General features: G+C 58.1%; 17 protein-coding genes. 6 read left to right on the top strand and 11 right to left on the bottom strand.

Annotation, left to right across the window (positions count from 1 at the left end; all coding sequences use genetic code 11):
- Positions 1-31: 31 nt before the first annotated feature.
- Both glnL and ntrC read left to right on the top strand, forming a co-directional pair.
- The gene (gene glnL / locus CTT34_RS01155) at positions 32-1,090 is read left to right on the top strand and encodes a nitrogen regulation protein NR(II) (RefSeq protein ID WP_159343675.1); all 1,059 of its coding nucleotides are present in this window, start codon (positions 32-34) and stop codon (positions 1,088-1,090) included.
- Entirely contained in the window at positions 1,087-2,517 is a 1,431-nt protein-coding gene (ntrC, locus tag CTT34_RS01160) for a nitrogen regulation protein NR(I) (RefSeq protein WP_159340687.1), read from the top strand. Before glnL ends, ntrC begins: the two co-directional genes overlap by 4 nt.
- On the opposite strand, the gene CTT34_RS01165 is transcribed toward ntrC, so the two are convergent.
- The 6 genes from CTT34_RS01165 to CTT34_RS01190 form a co-directional block, all read right to left on the bottom strand.
- The gene (locus CTT34_RS01165; RefSeq protein WP_159340688.1) at positions 2,514-3,383 is read right to left on the bottom strand and encodes a ChaN family lipoprotein; all 870 of its coding nucleotides are present in this window, start codon (positions 3,381-3,383) and stop codon (positions 2,514-2,516) included. The genes ntrC and CTT34_RS01165 overlap by 4 nt on opposite strands.
- Positions 3,384-3,387: 4 nt before the next feature.
- The gene (locus tag CTT34_RS01170; RefSeq protein ID WP_159340689.1) at positions 3,388-3,564 is read right to left on the bottom strand and encodes a DUF6435 family protein; all 177 of its coding nucleotides are present in this window, start codon (positions 3,562-3,564) and stop codon (positions 3,388-3,390) included.
- 73 nt (positions 3,565-3,637) lie between these two features.
- Positions 3,638-4,168, bottom strand: coding sequence for a YqiA/YcfP family alpha/beta fold hydrolase (locus CTT34_RS01175; RefSeq protein WP_159343676.1), 531 nt, complete (start codon positions 4,166-4,168; stop codon positions 3,638-3,640).
- A gap of 5 nt (positions 4,169-4,173) precedes the next feature.
- Positions 4,174-4,305, bottom strand: a complete 132-nt coding sequence (locus CTT34_RS01180) for an entericidin A/B family lipoprotein (protein WP_159340690.1) — start codon at positions 4,303-4,305, stop codon at positions 4,174-4,176.
- A 954-nt stretch (positions 4,306-5,259) separates the two neighbouring features.
- The gene (locus CTT34_RS01185; RefSeq protein WP_159340691.1) at positions 5,260-5,799 is read right to left on the bottom strand and encodes a phosphatase PAP2 family protein; all 540 of its coding nucleotides are present in this window, start codon (positions 5,797-5,799) and stop codon (positions 5,260-5,262) included.
- A complete protein-coding gene (locus CTT34_RS01190) occupies positions 5,762-6,925 on the bottom strand; it encodes a glycosyltransferase family 4 protein (protein ID WP_159340692.1) in 1,164 nt (387 codons plus the stop codon). The genes CTT34_RS01185 and CTT34_RS01190 overlap by 38 nt, the downstream gene beginning before the upstream one ends.
- 482 nt (positions 6,926-7,407) lie before the next feature.
- Between CTT34_RS01190 and CTT34_RS01195 the strand changes: the two genes are divergently transcribed.
- Complete coding sequence (locus CTT34_RS01195; RefSeq protein WP_159340693.1) at positions 7,408-8,073, top strand: SDR family oxidoreductase; 666 nt, start codon at positions 7,408-7,410, stop codon at positions 8,071-8,073.
- 20 nt (positions 8,074-8,093) lie between these two features.
- Here the strand turns inward: CTT34_RS01195 and CTT34_RS01200 are convergent, their stop codons facing one another.
- From CTT34_RS01200 to ugpB, 4 genes are all read right to left on the bottom strand, one after another.
- Complete coding sequence (locus CTT34_RS01200) at positions 8,094-9,152, bottom strand: sn-glycerol-3-phosphate import ATP-binding protein UgpC (protein ID WP_159340694.1); 1,059 nt, start codon at positions 9,150-9,152, stop codon at positions 8,094-8,096.
- A gap of 2 nt (positions 9,153-9,154) precedes the next feature.
- Complete coding sequence (gene ugpE / locus CTT34_RS01205) at positions 9,155-9,997, bottom strand: sn-glycerol-3-phosphate ABC transporter permease UgpE (RefSeq protein WP_159340695.1); 843 nt, start codon at positions 9,995-9,997, stop codon at positions 9,155-9,157.
- Between the two features lie 27 nt (positions 9,998-10,024).
- Complete coding sequence (ugpA, locus tag CTT34_RS01210; protein ID WP_159340696.1) at positions 10,025-10,909, bottom strand: sn-glycerol-3-phosphate ABC transporter permease UgpA; 885 nt, start codon at positions 10,907-10,909, stop codon at positions 10,025-10,027.
- 85 nt (positions 10,910-10,994) lie between these two features.
- Entirely contained in the window at positions 10,995-12,320 is a 1,326-nt protein-coding gene (gene ugpB / locus CTT34_RS01215; RefSeq protein WP_159340697.1) for a sn-glycerol-3-phosphate ABC transporter substrate-binding protein UgpB, read from the bottom strand.
- A gap of 201 nt (positions 12,321-12,521) precedes the next feature.
- On the opposite strand from ugpB, the gene argE reads away from it, so the two are divergent.
- Positions 12,522-13,691, top strand: a complete 1,170-nt coding sequence (gene argE / locus CTT34_RS01220) for an acetylornithine deacetylase (RefSeq protein WP_159340698.1) — start codon at positions 12,522-12,524, stop codon at positions 13,689-13,691.
- An 80-nt stretch (positions 13,692-13,771) separates the two neighbouring features.
- Here the strand turns inward: argE and CTT34_RS01225 are convergent, their stop codons facing one another.
- Entirely contained in the window at positions 13,772-14,083 is a 312-nt protein-coding gene (locus CTT34_RS01225; RefSeq protein ID WP_159340699.1) for a hypothetical protein, read from the bottom strand.
- Positions 14,084-14,238: 155 nt separating this feature from the next.
- On the opposite strand from CTT34_RS01225, the gene CTT34_RS01230 reads away from it, so the two are divergent.
- Entirely contained in the window at positions 14,239-14,700 is a 462-nt protein-coding gene (locus tag CTT34_RS01230; RefSeq protein WP_159340700.1) for a YchJ family protein, read from the top strand.
- A 37-nt stretch (positions 14,701-14,737) separates the two neighbouring features.
- Positions 14,738-15,787 carry a Bug family tripartite tricarboxylate transporter substrate binding protein gene (locus CTT34_RS01235; RefSeq protein ID WP_254436433.1) on the top strand — a complete coding sequence of 350 codons (1,050 nt, stop codon included), beginning with the start codon at positions 14,738-14,740 and terminating at the stop codon, positions 15,785-15,787.
- Positions 15,788-15,791: the final 4 nt, after the last annotated feature.

Genomic DNA, 15,791 nt, shown 5'->3' on the forward strand with positions numbered 1-15,791 from the left:
TATTGGTCGGAGCGACGCTTCAGGACACGCCATGTATCAGCGTTTACTCGAACACCTCACCACCGCAGTTCTGCTGCTCGACGGTGAACTCCGCGTGCGCTGGATGAACCCGGCCGCGGAAGCGCTGCTGGCGGTGAGCTTCAGCCGCGTGCAGGGCATCAGTTTGGATACGTTGCTCGGCGGTGATGAAAGCATCGATGAAGTGCTGGCCAAAGCGCGCGATGCGTTCCATCCCTACACACAGCGCGAGGCGCGTATTACGCCGCTCAATAGCGACCCGCTGACCGTCGATTATACGGTCACGCCGCTCTCTGCCGATGAACTGCTGTTGGAGGTCGAGCCGCGGGATCGCTTGATGCAGATCTCCCGGGAAGAGGCGCTCACCACTCGCCAAGAGACCATCAAGGTGCTGGCGCGGGGCTTGGCTCACGAGGTGAAGAACCCATTAGGCGGCATTCGCGGTGCGGCGCAACTGCTGGAGCGTGATTTAGACGACCCGGCGCTGCGGGAATTTACCCATATCATCGTCGAAGAAGTAGACCGCTTACGAGATTTGGTTGATTCCATGCTGGGCCCGAACCGCATCATTAAACATGAGCCGGTCAATATCCATAAAGTGCTGGAGCGAGTGCGAGCGCTGCTGATTGCCGAGCATCCCCATGTCACCGTCAACCGCGATTACGACCCCAGCCTGCCGGATCTTTCCGGTGACGAATCGCAAATGATCCAAGCGGTGCTCAACGTAGCGCGCAACGCCGTTCAGGCCATGAGCGATGCGGGCACGTCCGCTCCCGAACTGACGCTTCGGACCCGTGCGCGCCGTCAGTTTACCCTGGGGGCCGAACGGCACCGCTTGGTGAGTGAAGTGGGCGTGATCGATAACGGCCCTGGTATTCCCGAGGCGCTGCGCGACACGCTTTTTTACCCGATGGTCTCTGGCCGCGCGGAAGGCAGCGGCCTAGGGCTATCGATTGCCCAGTCAATATTGCACCAACATCAAGGATTGATCGAATGCGACTCACGACCCGGACATACCGAATTTCGTTTACTGATTCCATTGGTTATTAATTGCACCGGAGAAGCGTCATGACTGAGGCGACACGTACCGATGTTGCACGAGTGGTTATTGTCGATGATGACCGCGCTATCCGCTGGGTGTTGGAGCGCGCGCTGGCGCAACCCGACTTGGAGGTCGAGTGTATCGAGCGAGCGGATACGGCGCTTGCGCGACTGTTGGACAATCCGCCGGATGTGCTGGTCACCGATATCCGTATGCCGGGCATCGACGGGCTGGATTTGATGTCGCGGGTGCGTGACGCCCATCCGGACCTGCCGGTCATCGTCATGACCGCACACTCCGACCTGGACAGCGCCGTGGCCTCTTATCAGGGTGGGGCGTTCGAGTACTTGCCCAAGCCGTTCGATGTGGACGAAGCGCTCGCGCTGGTGCGCCGTGCGGTCGCCCACGCCCGTGAACGCCAGCGGCCGGTGAGCGTGCCAGAGGGGTTGAGCGCCGAGATCATCGGTGAAGCGCCCGCCATGCAGGAAGTCTTTCGCGCCATTGGTCGGCTCTCCCATTCGCATATTACGGTACTGATCAACGGCGAGTCGGGCACGGGTAAAGAGCGAGTGGCTCAGGCGCTGCACCAGCACAGCCCCCGGTCTGGCAAGCCGTTTATTGCACTGAATATGGCGGCGATTCCGCGCGACTTGATCGAATCCGAGCTGTTTGGGCACGAAAAAGGGGCCTTTACCGGTGCGGCCCAGCAGCGCCAAGGCCGCTTCGAGCAGGCCAACGGCGGCACGCTGTTTCTGGATGAGATTGGCGATATGCCGGCTGAAACGCAAACGCGTCTGCTGCGCGTGCTGGCCGACGGCGAGTTTTACCGGGTGGGCGGTCATACGCCGGTGAAAGTCGATGTGCGGATCATCGCGGCAACGCATCAAAATCTCGAATCGCTCGTCGACGATGGGCGCTTCCGGGAGGATCTGTTCCACCGCCTGAACGTGATTCGCGTTCATCTTCCGCGTTTAGCCGAACGGCGCGAAGACATTCCTCGGCTCACCCGCCACTTCCTGGCCGAAGCCGCCAAAGAGTTGTCTACCGACATCAAAGTGTTGACCCCCGAAGCAGAAGCGCATTTAACGCGTCTGCCCTGGCCAGGGAACGTCCGTCAATTGGAAAATATCTGCCGCTGGCTGACGGTGATGGCTTCCGGTCGGGAAATCCTGGTCGAAGACCTGCCGCCCGAACTACGGACGGTAGGAGCCTCCGAGAGCAGCGTACACGGCGATTGGCGTACGGCATTTCGAGACTGGGCCGATCATGCGTTGGCCGAAGGGCATACGCATCTGCTGGAAGAAGCGGTGCCCGATTTCGAGCGTATTCTGATCGAAACGGCGCTCAAGCATACCGGTGGACGTAAGGGCGAAGCCGCCGAGCTGCTGGGCTGGGGGCGCAACACCTTGACCCGTAAGCTTAAAACGCTGCTGCCTGCGCTGGCGGATGACGCCTAATTCGTGGGCCCGCGGGTAAGGGATGGGGGGAGAACAAAGACGGCATCGGCAAGCGCTGGGTCTGTGACACGGCACTCCGCCTGTTCCCAGGGCAGCAGGCTGAGGGTGTGCTGGATCCCCATCCCTTCGAGCTGATGCTCTACGCCGTGGCCGTAGATGACGTGGCCAAGGCCCATTAAGCCAACGGCTAACGCGCCCTCTTTGACGGCTTCTGCCAGGCCGTGCGCCATGGCGGTGTCCCAGGCGAGCTGCGCTTGGGTGAAGCGGGACAACATCGCAGGGTTCTCTTGCCCCATGCCATGCTGCTCGAATACCTGGGTCAAACGCTGCTGATAGGCTGCATGGGCGGGTAGCGGGGCAGGAATTCCGTAGCGCTGGTCAGCGGGTACCTGATCAAAGCCCTCTTGGACGAGCCGTTGGCGCAGTTCTGGCGTGATGTTGAGGGCGACGAGCGGAATCGCTTGTAGTCGCGCGAAGTGAAAAATGGGCATGTAAAGCGCAGCATCGAACCCCCACGCCTCTTCCCAGCGGGTTTCGGCCAGCAGCGCTGTCTCGGTCAGCTCGCCCGCTACCCAGCGGTCCAACACTGGCTGAGCGCTTCTAGGCAGCATCTCCAAGCCAATCACCATGTCGGCACGGTGCGCGTAGAGTCCCGCTAAGGTGTGTAGCTGCCAGCGGTGGTGGTCTTCGGCGTCGTGCTGTTCACCCAGCAGTACGACTTGCTGCTTAGCGGCCTGGGCAAGCAGCGTTGGTGCGTCCACGGCACCGCCTGCCTGCCACCACTGTCCGGTTGACGGGCAGTCGCCATAGGCGTGACCCGTGGCAAGCGCTAGCGTCAGCAGAATCCACGGCCACCTTGGGCGCATCGTGTTAGCCCTTCTGCGCTTTGAGCCGGTTGATCTCGGCCAGAAGCTCTTCTGCTTCTTCGGTCAGCGTGGCATTGGCCCGCATATCGCCGTTACGGGAAGCCTCCATCGCTGCCTGGAGTTTGCGTTCATAGGCCTGCTGGAGCTTCTTTTGGGGATCGCGATTGAATAGTCCAAACATGAGCACTCTCCTTTTTCGTGTATATCCTTTGTATAGATATGAGGTGGCAATGTCGACTATTTGTCGTATTTTTTTATGTCGCCCCTCGCTGACCGTCAGAGCACTGCGCTAGAAAGCGTCTGAAATCCGCTAGAATCGTGTCCAGGCTGCTGTGCAAACGGTGGTCGTCATCGATCATTCGTAGCGAGAGTCGCTGTACACGGGCGCGTTCGATCACGGGCCCTGGGGGAACGACATTGTCCTGCCAGCCATGAATGATATGCGTGTACTGCGCTTGGATCGTGGGGGACGTTTCAGGATACTCGGGCAACCCCAGCGCAGGGGCGAGTAGAAAACAGCCCAATACGGGCGTTTGGGCACTGACCGCCGCACTCAACCAGCCTCCCAGGCTAGAGCCTGCCAAAACGCAGCGGGCGGGATCGTCGCCGCGCGACTGTAGCGTTCTGGTGAGGTGTGCCAGCCGGTCGGTTGGCTCGTCCATGCCGCGGTAATCCATGATGACCGGCTCACAGTCATCCAACTGTTCGGCGACCCCTTTGAGTGCCTGCATTTTCAGGGCGCCGGGGCCGCTTTCCAGCCCGTGTGAAAGGTAGACGGTCATCATCATGGTCAGTCCGCCGAGCGCTGAATGGCTTCGCCGCCCTGTTCGATATCTTGCCCCATACCGCGAACGGTATTGCAGCCACTCATTACCAATAGCGTTGCCAACAGTAGGATGCCTAGTGCGATGGTACGTTTCATCGGTCTTTCCTCATGCCTCAGTATGCCCATGCGAGCGTCTTGGTGTGATGAGTAACATAAGCGTTGTGGCATTCGGCCGCCACTCGGAAACGCGGGTTTTGGTCACGTTGTGCCAACGACGGGGGCAAGGAGGCGACGTGCCGTGCGGTTTTGTCGCATGTGCCAGTTTGCTACATGAAAATTAGCCATCGGTGGCATGGCGCGACCGCCTCGTGAGCTTGAGTTATTTTTTAAGTTTATGTTTTTAATAAATTTATTTTTTATTTTTCACGATTGGCCCAAAGCCTGCAGTACTCTAGATAGATATGAAGACCTGCAGTCGCCACGACGTCAGTATGACAGGAACGTTTAACAGCGTGAGCAGGCTGACAAGCAACTCAGGAAGGCAGGATGCCTAGTATGTAACAGGGAGGTGAAGGACGCTCAGCCTGCTCACTCTCATCGACATAGGACGTGTTGATCATCGATGCCAAGGAGTGGCCGCGATGCAAAACAGCCATCTCGCTTTTGTGAGGTGGTTTTTTTGCGTCGATATGTATACGTAAGTCCCTGATACAGATGGTTGTCATGTGCTCATGGCGTGACTTGCACAGCATTTGTACAGATGAAGGTTCGGTTTTGGTCTATCCTTTCGTTTACACCAAAATTGAGCGGTTAGAAGACGTCAACGTCGCAGCCGTGTACTTTCAGGGACAAACGCTATGGCGATGGTATTGATGTTGGGCATGTTCGTCCTGTTTTTGGGGTTTTCAGGGATCGGTGTGTACATGATGTTCAAGACATCATTGATGACTTTCGCCGATGATCGAGACGATAGGCCGCCCGATATGTAGTGCTGGCACGTGTCTGTCCGTGAAAAAAGCTACGCGCTTCATCGACAAATGGAGCGCGTAGCTTTTTACGTTCAAGAGCGCTGTGGTAGGAGAACAGCGGTTTAGAGGATGTGGGGCTTAGCTACCCCATCCAGTACAGGCTCAGTAACGCGAAGCCGTAACCCATCACACCGCCGACCAGTACATCGCTGACATAGTGCAGCCCAAGCCCCACACGAGAGATGGCAATCAGCAGGCTCAGTGGCAGAACGATGGGTAGCAGCCAGGGGGTATGTGCGGCTACCAGGACGCTAAACATGACGGCGTGCATGGTGTGTCCGCTGGGGAAGCTGTAACGGTCTCGTGCAGGTTCGCCACAGTGCACGCCGCCCAGATAGGTAATGAAGGGGCGCTCGCGACATAGCTTGGTTTTGACCAGTTTGTAAACCGTGACGGCCACGAGGGCAATCAGCGAGTATTGCAGCATGCGCCATACGCCGTCCGGTTGTAGCCAGGGCTGCGCCGCAATCAACAGCACCCACACCGGCCAATCACCCAGTTTGCTGGCGGTTTGTAAGGCCAAGCGCCAGGGGCGATAAAGCGAGAGATGCGTCACTCGCTGGCAAAACCGCCACTCCCAGAGATCAAGACGATCGAATACGACAAGCGGACGAGCTCGCATGATTAGCCTCCTGGGCGTAGTTGAGGTAGCGCAGAAATTGCTCCGCGATGCCCGACCAGCTCTGTTCCAGGGCGCGTAAACGGGCAATTCTTCCTATTCGTGCGTATTCGGCGGGATGTTGGCAAAGCGCAACGGCGGCTTGCTGAAACGCCATGGCGTCGTTGGGTTCGACCGTAATCCCGTTATGACCGCTCTGGATCAGTTCGGCGCTAGCAGCGTGGCGATACGCCACCACCGCGAGTCCGCTCGCCATGGCCTCGGTGACCACATTACCCCAGGTTTCCGACAGCGAGGGAAACACAAACATATCGGCGCTGGCGTAGTGTCGAGCCAGCGCCTGTTTATCGACGAATCCCGTAAAATGTGCGTCAGGGAGCGCTTTCTCTAATTGTGCTCGCCCGGGGCCGTCGCCGACGACCACGAGGGCCATGTCGGGACGTACGTCACGCATGGCCTGGAGGGTTTCTTGCAGCAACGCGAGATTCTTCTCTGGCGCTAGCCGACCCACGTAAAGCGCGACTGGCTGATGTTCGCTGACGCCCCACGCTTTTCTCAGCGCATCATCGCGGTGGGCGGGCGAAAATTTATCGCCGTCGATCCCCCGCGACAAAACTTGTACGTCGTGGATACCCTGCTGGCGCAGCAGCGCGGCCTGTTGCTGGGTAGGCACCAGAGTGAGCGCGCAACCGTTGTGGAAGTAGCGCAAGTAGCGGCGTGTGGCAGATGATAGCCAGGAGACACCGTAATCATGGCAATAGTGATCGAAATTGGTATGCCAACCCGCTACCAGTGGAAGTTCGAGCTGTGTGGCCGCCTGCCGAGCCGCCCAACCAAGCGGCCCTTGGGTCGCTAGATAAACCACGTCGGGCCGATGCTGCTGCCAAAAACGACGCAGCGTGGCGGGGCGAGCAAAGCCCACCTGTACATCACGGTAGCCTGGGATCGAGCAGCGATTGACCTGTAGTTCTTGCTCGACACCCTGGGCGGTGCCAGCCACTCTTGGCGTTGGACGAATCACATCCACTGTGACTCCCAGACGCTGTAACTCACGGCACACCCGGTTAAGCGTGTGGGCGACGCCGTTGATTTCTGGTGACCATGTTTCGCTAACGATACAAAGTCGCATGAGCGATGCATCCCTTTATCACGTTTTCGAACATGATGCGCAGTCACAATGACACTGCCGAGTCAGGTAAGTGAACAAGCGATGACAGCAGAGGTGCGCGCATGCGATCAGGACAGATCCTTCAATTCTTGGCTTTAATAGTTGCCCAATCGCAATGAGTACAATGACATATTGTTCTCAATTAAGTATTGATGAAACGCAAAATGCAGCGTTAACAAAAATGAAATGTGATACGTCTATAGTGAATGACGAAGAGGTTTGTAGTGCCTCTATCGTGCCTTCGCAACGCTCAATTGTAGTGGCTTACAGCTTTATTCTAGCGTTAGAAGTGCTGCTCCAGGCAACGGCTGATTAAAGACGCCGACTATGTTTAAAGATTGACTTTTAAGACTCGAAAGTCATTTATCGCCGATGTGTCAATGACACATCGGCTTTTTTCGTTATGCTGTTTTATTATTTAATCGCGTGTTTAAGGAGAGAGGATGTCGTCCACCGTTGTAATTACAGGCGCAAATCGTGGCGTAGGATTAGCCCTTGCTGAGCATTATCAACAGGAGGGATGGAAAGTCATCGGCGTGTGTCGCCAAACGTCTGATGAATTAGCACGTGTCGCCGACAACGTGATAGAAGGCATTGATGTGACCCAGGACGACGATATCGCGCGCCTTTCTGCGGCGCTAGCCGGGCACACCATTGACCTGTTGATCAACAATGCGGGCCTGCTGCGCGATGATGTGTTGGGAGATATCGAGATCGACAGCCTACGCCAGCAGATGGAAATCAATGCCTATGCGCCGCTGCGAGTCTCCGAAGCGCTGCTGCCGCTGATGGAAAAGGGCAGTAAAATCGCCAATATTACCAGCCGGATGGGCTCCATTGCCGATAACGATTCGGGCGGTCGCTACGGCTATCGTGCGTCAAAAGCGGCGCTGAACGCCTTTGGTAAATCGTTAGCCATCGATCTCAAGCCTCGCGGCATCGCCGTGGCGCAGCTGCATCCGGGCTATGTGAAAACCCGCATGGTTAACTTTGGTGGCCACATCAGCCCGCAGGAATCCGCGACGGGCATTGCCGCCTGCATCAAAGCGCTCAACTTAGAGAATAGCGGCGGCTTCTGGCACTCCAATGGCGAACAGTTGCCTTGGTAGTAATCGGCCAGCTTGGCTGCCTACACCTCTCCAGTACGTTTACCAGTGGTGCTATTAAACGGGTGAAGTGCATCGCTGGTGACGTACACCTGCAGCGTTTCACCTTCGCTGACCGGCGGCTGGCCTGCGGTACGCACCACCGTGGGTTGGTCGCTGCCTGCCAAGTTCAGGTAGAGATGGCTCTCTGCCCCGGCGGCTTCAAACAACATCAAGGTAGCGTTCAGCGTTATATAAGACGCGGCTGGCGGGGCGAGCTGCATATCGTCCGGGCGGATGCCGACGGTATCAGTCTCTTTCGGCAACTGACTCAGCACGCCCTGGGTATCCTGCTGCGCAAGGTAATCCAGCGGCAGCATGTTCATGGCCGGGGAGCCAATAAACTCTGCTACAAACATGGTGGCTGGGCGGGCGTAGATCTCCATCGGGGTGCCCACCTGCTCAATCTGACCGGCGTTTAGTACTACCAAGCGATCGCCAAGTGTCATGGCTTCCAACTGGTCGTGGGTCACGTAGAGGCTGGTGGTTTTTAACCGCCGCTGAAGCTGCTTGATCTCGACGCGCATCTGCACGCGCAGCTTGGCATCTAGGTTAGAGAGCGGTTCGTCAAACAGAAACGCGGCGGGCTCGCGCACTAACGCACGGCCCATCGCCACCCGCTGGCGCTGGCCGCCGGAGAGCTTGCGCGGTTTGCGCTCCAAAAAGTCCTCAATCTCCAGCATCTTGGCCGCTGTGCGCACCCGCTGGTCGATGTCGTCTTTTTTGAAGCCGCGATTCTTCAGGCCATACGCCAGGTTGTTGTACACCGTCATATGCGGGTAGAGGGCGTAGTTTTGGAACACCATGGCGATATCCCGCTCGGCGGGCTCTAGCTGGTTCACTACACGCTCGCCGATTTTCAGGGTGCCCTCGGTGATGGTCTCCAGACCTGCCACCATGCGCAGCAGGGTGGATTTACCGCAGCCGGAAGGCCCGACTAGCACCACAAACTCGCCGTCCTGAATGTGTAAATCGACCCCTTTGACCGCCGCCACGTTGCCCGCGTAGGTTTTTTTCAGCCCTTCCAAGGTAATGCTGGCCATGGTTATTTCTCCGTCTCGGTCAGGCCTTTCACAAACAGGCGTTGCATAAACAGAATCACTAATACCGGTGGCAGAGCCGCCATCACCACGGCGGCCATAATGAGGTGCCACTGGGGGTTCTCTTCAGAGGTCATGCGCTGAATGCCCATCACAATGGTGTAGTAGTCCGGGTCGGTGGTGATCAACAGCGGCCACAGATACTGGTTCCAGCCGTAAATAAACATGATCACGAACAGCGCGGCGATATTGGTGATTGAGAGCGGCATCAAAATGTCTTTGAAGAATTTCAGCGGGCCTGCGCCATCCACCCGGGCCGCTTCCAGCATCTCTTCGGGGATGGTCATAAAAAACTGCCTAAACAGAAACGTCGCGGTGGCGGAAGCAATGAGCGGTATCGATAGCCCGGCAAAGCTATTGAGCATATTGAGATCCGCGACCACCTGGAAGGTAGGAATAATGCGTACCTCCACCGGCAGCATCAGGGTAAGAAAGATGAGCCAGAAGAAGAACATCCGAAAGCGGAAGCGGAAGTACACAATCGCAAAGGCGGAGAGCAGCGAGATCGACAGCTTACCCACGGTAATCGCCATGGCCATGATAAAGCTGTTCCATAGCATGGTGCCGGCAGGCGGTGCGCCTGCGTTAGACACGCCGGATTGCCACATGCGGGTAAAGTTTTCGATGCCGTGGGCACCGGGCAGCATCGGCAGCGTGCCGCGCAGCAGGTCGCCCGGCGCTTGGGTCGAGGCCACCAGCGCCACGTAGACGGGAAACACCACCACCGCGACGCCTACCATCAGCGTTAAGTGGGCAAAAAAGTTCGCCCAGGGACGATTTTCAACCATGTCAAGACTCCAACAGTCAGCCTGCGGCTAGTAGTTCACCCGGCGCTCGATAAAGCGGAATTGCACCACCGTGAGTGCGACCACAATCACCATCAAAATCACCGACTGCGCGGCGGATGACCCCAGGTTCAGGCCGACAAAGCCATCGGCGTACACTTTGTACACTAGCGTGTTGGTGGCCTGGGCAGGGCCGCCCTGGGTAGTGGCGTGAATAATGCCGAAGGTATCGAACATCGCGTACACCACGTTCACCACCATCAGGAAGAAGGTGGTGGGAGACAGTAGGGGGAACACAATGGTCCAGAAGCGCTTCATGGGGCTGGCGCCATCAATGGCGGCGGCCTCGATGAGCGATTGGGGAATCGACTGCAGCCCGGCCAGGAAGAACAGAAAGTTATAGGAGATCTGTTTCCAGGCGGCGGCAAAAATCACCAGCAGCATGGCGTCCGCCCCTGAGGTGCGGTGGTTCCACTGATAGCCCACCATATCCAGCATGTAAGGCACGATGCCGATGGAGGGGTTGAAGATAAACCACCACAGCACCCCGGCGATGGCGGGGGCAATGGCATAGGGCCACACCAGCAGTGTGGTGTAGGTGCTGCGCGAGCGAATCATGCGATTCACCGTGCAGGCCAGCAGCAGCGCCACTGCCATGGAGAGCAGCGTCGTGCCAATGGCGAAAACTGCCGTCACCGAGAGCGAGTTGAGATAGTTGCCGTCACGGAACAGGCGGGCAAAGTTATCCAACCCGACAAAGGTGGTGCGTAGGCCAAACGCGTCTTCACGGAGCAGCGATTGGTAGAGCGCTTGACCGGCAGGCCAGATAAAGAAAATCAGCGTGATAATGACCTGAGGGGCGATTAGCGCATAGGGCAGAAAGCGCCCTGGAAAGGTCATGCGTTTGGTTTGCATAAGCGACGAAACCTGCGATTAACAGACGGCACTAATAACGACATCGCCGCCTGCCTAAAAGGCAGACGGCGATGCCGGTGCTTACTTACTGGTTCGCGGATTCAAAATCGCGCAGTAGTTGGTTGCCGCGCTCTACCGCCGCATCGGCCGCTTCCTGGCCTGATTTGCCTCCGGTCATCACTGCTTCCATCTCCTCAGAGATGATGTCGCGGATTTGTACGAAGTTACCAAAGCGCAGGCCTTTGGAGTTCTCGGTGGGCTCGTTCAGCGTCATCTGCTTCAGCGAGGTATCCGCACCGGGGTTCTCATCGTAGTAGCCCTGCTCTTGGCTCAAGTCCCAAGCGGCTTGAGTAATCGGCAGGTAGCCGGTTTGCTGGTGCCATTCGGCCTGTACTTCCGGCTGAGAGAGGTACTCGAAAAACGCTGCGACGGCGGCGTATTCGTCATCAGTGTGGCCCTGCAAGGCCCAAAGTGTTGCCCCCCCAATGATGGAGTTCTGCGGCGCGCCTTCTACGTCAGCGTAGTAGGGCTGCATGCCAAAACCCACTTCAAAGTCGGCGTTGGCAGCCACATCGGCACGGGAGGCGGACGAACCGAAGAAGATCGCGCACTCTTGGGAGTAGAACAGCGGTTCTGCATCTGGGCCAGGGCCGGGGCCGCCCCATTTGAAGGCGCCGGCATCTTGCCAGGTTTTCAGGTTATCCCAGTGGCGGGCGACCAGCTCGTTGTTGAAGTTCAGCTCGGTCTCCAACCCACCAAAGCCGTTTTCCAGCGTGCCCAGCGGGGAGTTATGCATAGCGGAGAAGTTCTCCAGCATCACCCAGCTCGGCCACGAGGTGGTAAAGCCGCAGTTAGCAGCACCCGATTCGGTAATTTGGGTAGCGTATTCAGCCACCTCTTCCCAGGTTTGCGGCGGCTGTTCTGGGTCTAGGCCGGCTTCCTCAAACGCATCACGGTTGTAGTACATGATGGGGGTGGAGGAGTTAAACGGGAACGACAGCATGTTGCCGTTGGTATCGGTGTAGTAGCCGACCACCGCGGGCAGGAAGGCTTCGCGATCAAACGCGCGGCCATGGGCTTCCATCAGCTCATACACCGGATAAATCGCCCCTTCGGCGTTCATCATGGTGCCGGTGCCGACTTCAAACACCTGCAAGATGTGCGGCTGCTCGCCTGCGCGGAACGCTGCAATGGCGCCGGTCATGGTTTCGGTATAGTTGCCGCGGTAGCTGGGAGTAACGCGGTACTCATCTTGAGAAGCGTTGAACTCCTCGGTCATGCCTTCCAGGATTTCGCCCAGTTGGCCGCCCATCGCGTGCCACCAGGTGACTTCGGTAGCAGCAGTGGCGGAGACACTGAACGAGGCGGTGGCAACACCGAGGGCAAGCGCGTGCAACGTGAAACGAGACATAACGGCTCCTTGTAGGTCTTGCGCAGTACGTTTATTGAGTTGTTGGGTGCACTGAACAGTAGGAAGTGTAGATGACGCTTTCGTGAATGCACGGTGAACTTGCCGTGACGGCCAACGTTTAGTGAGACGCTTGCAGTGCCCAGTAGGCAAAGGACAGGCGGGGTGCTAGGGTGGCTGAAAAGCCTAACGAACGAGATCAACATGACCGATGCAACTGCGCTGCTGGCCCAATTGGTGGCGTTCGACACGACCTCCAGCGAATCGAATTTGGCACTTATCGAATTCGTCGAGGGCTATCTAGCCGATTACGGTGTGACCGCCGAACGGGTGATGAGCCCCTGCGGCACCAAAGCCAACCTGATTGCCCGCATTGGCCCGGATGCCCCCGGCGGCGTGATGCTGTCAGGCCATACCGATGTAGTGCCCGTGGCTGGCCAGCCCTGGAGCAGCGACCCGTTCACCCTGCGCGATGGCGGCGATGGCCGTTTATATGGGCGCGGCACTTGCGATATGAAAGGCTTTATTGCCTGTGCGCTCGCCATGGTGCCCACCTGGGCGAGCGCACCGCTGAAGCAGCCGATTTACTTCGGCTTCTCTTATGACGAAGAGATCGGCTGCGTGGGCGCCCCCAGCTTGATAAAGCGCTTTTGTGAGCACTACTCCACCACGGCTCATGTGATTGTCGGCGAGCCCACCAGCATGCAGCCGGTGGTGGCGCAAAAGGGCGCGACCAACCTGCGCACCACCGTGATTGGCCGTGAAGCGCACAGTAGCCAAGTGAATCAAGGCACCTCCGCGATCCACGTGGCCGCAAGGCTGGTGACGTTCATCGAGGACACCATGGCCGCACTGGTGGAAGAGGGACGCGTGGATGAGGCTTTTAACGTGCCGCATACCAGTTTGCATGTGGGTAAAATCAAAGGCGGCACGGCCATCAATATCATGGCGCGGGAGTGCCAGTTCGAGTGGGAGATTCGCCACCTACCCACAGAAACCTTTGAAGAGGTGTACGGGCGCTTTAGCGACTACTGCGCAACGCTCAGTGAGGCGTTAAGTGCTCAGGGCAAAACCGTGGAAATCATCACTGAGCCGTTGAATGTCACGGTGCCAGGGCTGGCCGACCGTGACAATCAGCAAGTATTGCGGCTGGCGCAAGATCACCTTCCTAACGGCTGCTGCCAGCATGCGGTTGCCTATGCGACCGAAGCGGGGCAGTTTCAGGGGCAAGGTCTCCAGGCGATTATTTTAGGGCCGGGCAGTATTGCCCAGGCGCATCAGCCGGATGAGTATATTGAAACGGCGCAGCTCGATGAGTGCAGTGCGTTTATGCAGCGCTTAGGCAGCGCTCTGGAAACGCCATATTCAGGCTAACGCGTTTATTTGCACCCAATAAAAAACACCCGCCAGTGTGATCGGGCGGGTGTTTTCTTGAGACGCTTACGGTCTGGCTGTTAGTGCTGATGCTGCTCTTCGTAAAGCTCGGCTTTCGCATGGCGCATCACATCTTCGCACGCCTGCTGCTGGGCCAGCTGGGTGAGAAGCCGTTGTGTGACCTCAAACCCTTTCCCCAAGCAGGTATCCACTTCGTCACGGCTCACCTGGGGCGAGACGCTGCAGTCGATTTTGATCGTGCGGCCGCCGCCTTCCAGCCGGTCGGCGAGTTCTCTAAGCCGCCACGCGATTCGCTCTTTCCAGTTTGCTGATTCTTCCGCGCCTTCGTTTACGCTAAACGTGCACTGCCATTCCGGTTTGTAAACCTTCATAGGAGAACCTCCACTGCGTTTGGAAAGAATGATCGATCGTGTTGTCGTACTCCGTCTGTCTAAGGATCTTGCTCTGTTACTATACCCAACTCGGGGCCAATACCGAAACAAAACATCTACAGCGCCCGCAAAATGCATAAGCCAGAGCCACAGCTATGACTCACTCACAGCCTGAAAGTTGCCCCTGCGGTAGCGGTCTTCCGTTTAATGGCTGCTGCCAGCCCTACCACCAAGGGGCACTGCCACCCACGCCAGAAGCGCTGATGCGTTCACGTTACGCGGCGTTCGCGTTGAATCAGCGTGACTATCTGCTGGCAACGTGGCACGCCACGACGCGTCCTCATCAGCTACCGCCCGACCCCGATACACAGTGGCTGTCGCTGGTGATTGTCGAGGCGCCTAGCGCACAAGATGACCAGGGAACGGTGCACTTTCGCGCCACGTTTCGCGAGCCCAGTGGCTGGCATGTGTTAGAGGAGGTCTCGCGGTTCGTGAAGGAAGCGGGGCGCTGGTGGTACGTCGACGGTACGCCCAGCGTGGCGCGTTTAAAGCCGGGTCGCAATGCGCCTTGCCCCTGTGGTAGCGGGCGTAAATTAAAGGTATGTTGCAAAGCATAAGCACATCACTGCTAAGTCGTGTGAGGCATGAAACGCCATGATCGTTGGGTCGACTAACGCACTGAAAACCGTACGGCGGCACATGGGCGTTCATCGCCACACGGTCACGTCGCTATTCCTCATGGGGACACTGCTGCTGGCCGCCCTTGTTGGAGTGCCTCAAGCCACCGCCGAGGAGGCGCCCCGCACGAACGCTTTCTCAACATCGGACATCAACTTGGTGGTGCCCTTTGGGCAGGGCGGCGCGACCGATATTCTATTTCGGGTCATTGCCGAGCAAGCGCAGACCTATTTGGGGACGTCGATCATCACGATGAATATGCCGGGCAACGGTGCCACGCTCGGCTCGCAGTTCGTGAAGCAAGCCGCCCCGAATGGCCTCACGCTGTTGGGCAGCCATCAAACCATCGACTTGGCCTATATCGCCGGACTGTCCGACTACTCCCACGATGCGTTTGCCCCCATTGCCCTGCTGACTCGCACCGTGAACATTCCCGCCACCGTGTCCGGCCATACGCTCACCACGGCCAGCGAGATCGCAGCGTTCGTCGAGCAGCATCCCGGTGAGCTGTTGGTGGGCATCATTCCCAACTCGACCGATCACTTCTTTTGGTTGCACTTTTTCGAGCAGACGGACATCTCGCCGGGCGACATCCAGTTCGTGCGCTACCCCGATACGGGGGCTCAGGTCGTGGCGCTACTGGGCGGCGAATTGGACGTGGCCATGCTGAACCTGCCCTCCGCCGGGGGGCTGTTCGCGAGTGGTGCGCTGGTGCCGCTGGGCGTGGCCAGTGACACGCGGCTCGCGGCGCTGCCGGAGGTGCCGACATTGATCGAGCAGGGTATCGCGCTGGTCAATACGACGGATCGCGGCCTTTTTGCGCCGCTGAATACGCCGCCGGAGCGTCTGGAGCGTTTGGCCCAGGCCTTCGAGGAAGCCCTTCAACAGCCTGCGCTGGTGGAATCGCTGCAGCATACCCACGGCTCCCACGTCGATTTCATGCCCCGCGACGCGTATGGCCGCTATCTCGATGCCCAGTACGACCAGCTGCAGCGATTGGCCGATACCATGGCGTTTGAGCGCTAGCCTT

The sequence above is a fragment of the Halomonas meridiana genome, assembly GCF_009846525.1.
In the GTDB taxonomy this organism is placed as follows: Bacteria; Pseudomonadota; Gammaproteobacteria; order Pseudomonadales; family Halomonadaceae; genus Vreelandella.

Coding starts and splice junctions, on each gene's coding strand:
- glnL (WP_159343675.1), top strand. CDS start 32: ATGTATCAGCGTTTACTCGAACACCTCACCACCGCAGTTCTGCTGCTC.
- ntrC (WP_159340687.1), top strand. CDS start 1,087: ATGACTGAGGCGACACGTACCGATGTTGCACGAGTGGTTATTGTCGAT.
- CTT34_RS01165 (WP_159340688.1), bottom strand. CDS start 3,383: ATGCGCCCAAGGTGGCCGTGGATTCTGCTGACGCTAGCGCTTGCCACG.
- CTT34_RS01170 (WP_159340689.1), bottom strand. CDS start 3,564: ATGTTTGGACTATTCAATCGCGATCCCCAAAAGAAGCTCCAGCAGGCC.
- CTT34_RS01175 (WP_159343676.1), bottom strand. CDS start 4,168: ATGATGACCGTCTACCTTTCACACGGGCTGGAAAGCGGCCCCGGCGCC.
- CTT34_RS01180 (WP_159340690.1), bottom strand. CDS start 4,305: ATGAAACGTACCATCGCACTAGGCATCCTACTGTTGGCAACGCTATTG.
- CTT34_RS01185 (WP_159340691.1), bottom strand. CDS start 5,799: ATGCGAGCTCGTCCGCTTGTCGTATTCGATCGTCTTGATCTCTGGGAG.
- CTT34_RS01190 (WP_159340692.1), bottom strand. CDS start 6,925: ATGCGACTTTGTATCGTTAGCGAAACATGGTCACCAGAAATCAACGGC.
- CTT34_RS01195 (WP_159340693.1), top strand. CDS start 7,408: ATGTCGTCCACCGTTGTAATTACAGGCGCAAATCGTGGCGTAGGATTA.
- CTT34_RS01200 (WP_159340694.1), bottom strand. CDS start 9,152: ATGGCCAGCATTACCTTGGAAGGGCTGAAAAAAACCTACGCGGGCAAC.
- ugpE (WP_159340695.1), bottom strand. CDS start 9,997: ATGGTTGAAAATCGTCCCTGGGCGAACTTTTTTGCCCACTTAACGCTG.
- ugpA (WP_159340696.1), bottom strand. CDS start 10,909: ATGCAAACCAAACGCATGACCTTTCCAGGGCGCTTTCTGCCCTATGCG.
- ugpB (WP_159340697.1), bottom strand. CDS start 12,320: ATGTCTCGTTTCACGTTGCACGCGCTTGCCCTCGGTGTTGCCACCGCC.
- argE (WP_159340698.1), top strand. CDS start 12,522: ATGACCGATGCAACTGCGCTGCTGGCCCAATTGGTGGCGTTCGACACG.
- CTT34_RS01225 (WP_159340699.1), bottom strand. CDS start 14,083: ATGAAGGTTTACAAACCGGAATGGCAGTGCACGTTTAGCGTAAACGAA.
- CTT34_RS01230 (WP_159340700.1), top strand. CDS start 14,239: ATGACTCACTCACAGCCTGAAAGTTGCCCCTGCGGTAGCGGTCTTCCG.
- CTT34_RS01235 (WP_254436433.1), top strand. CDS start 14,738: ATGATCGTTGGGTCGACTAACGCACTGAAAACCGTACGGCGGCACATG.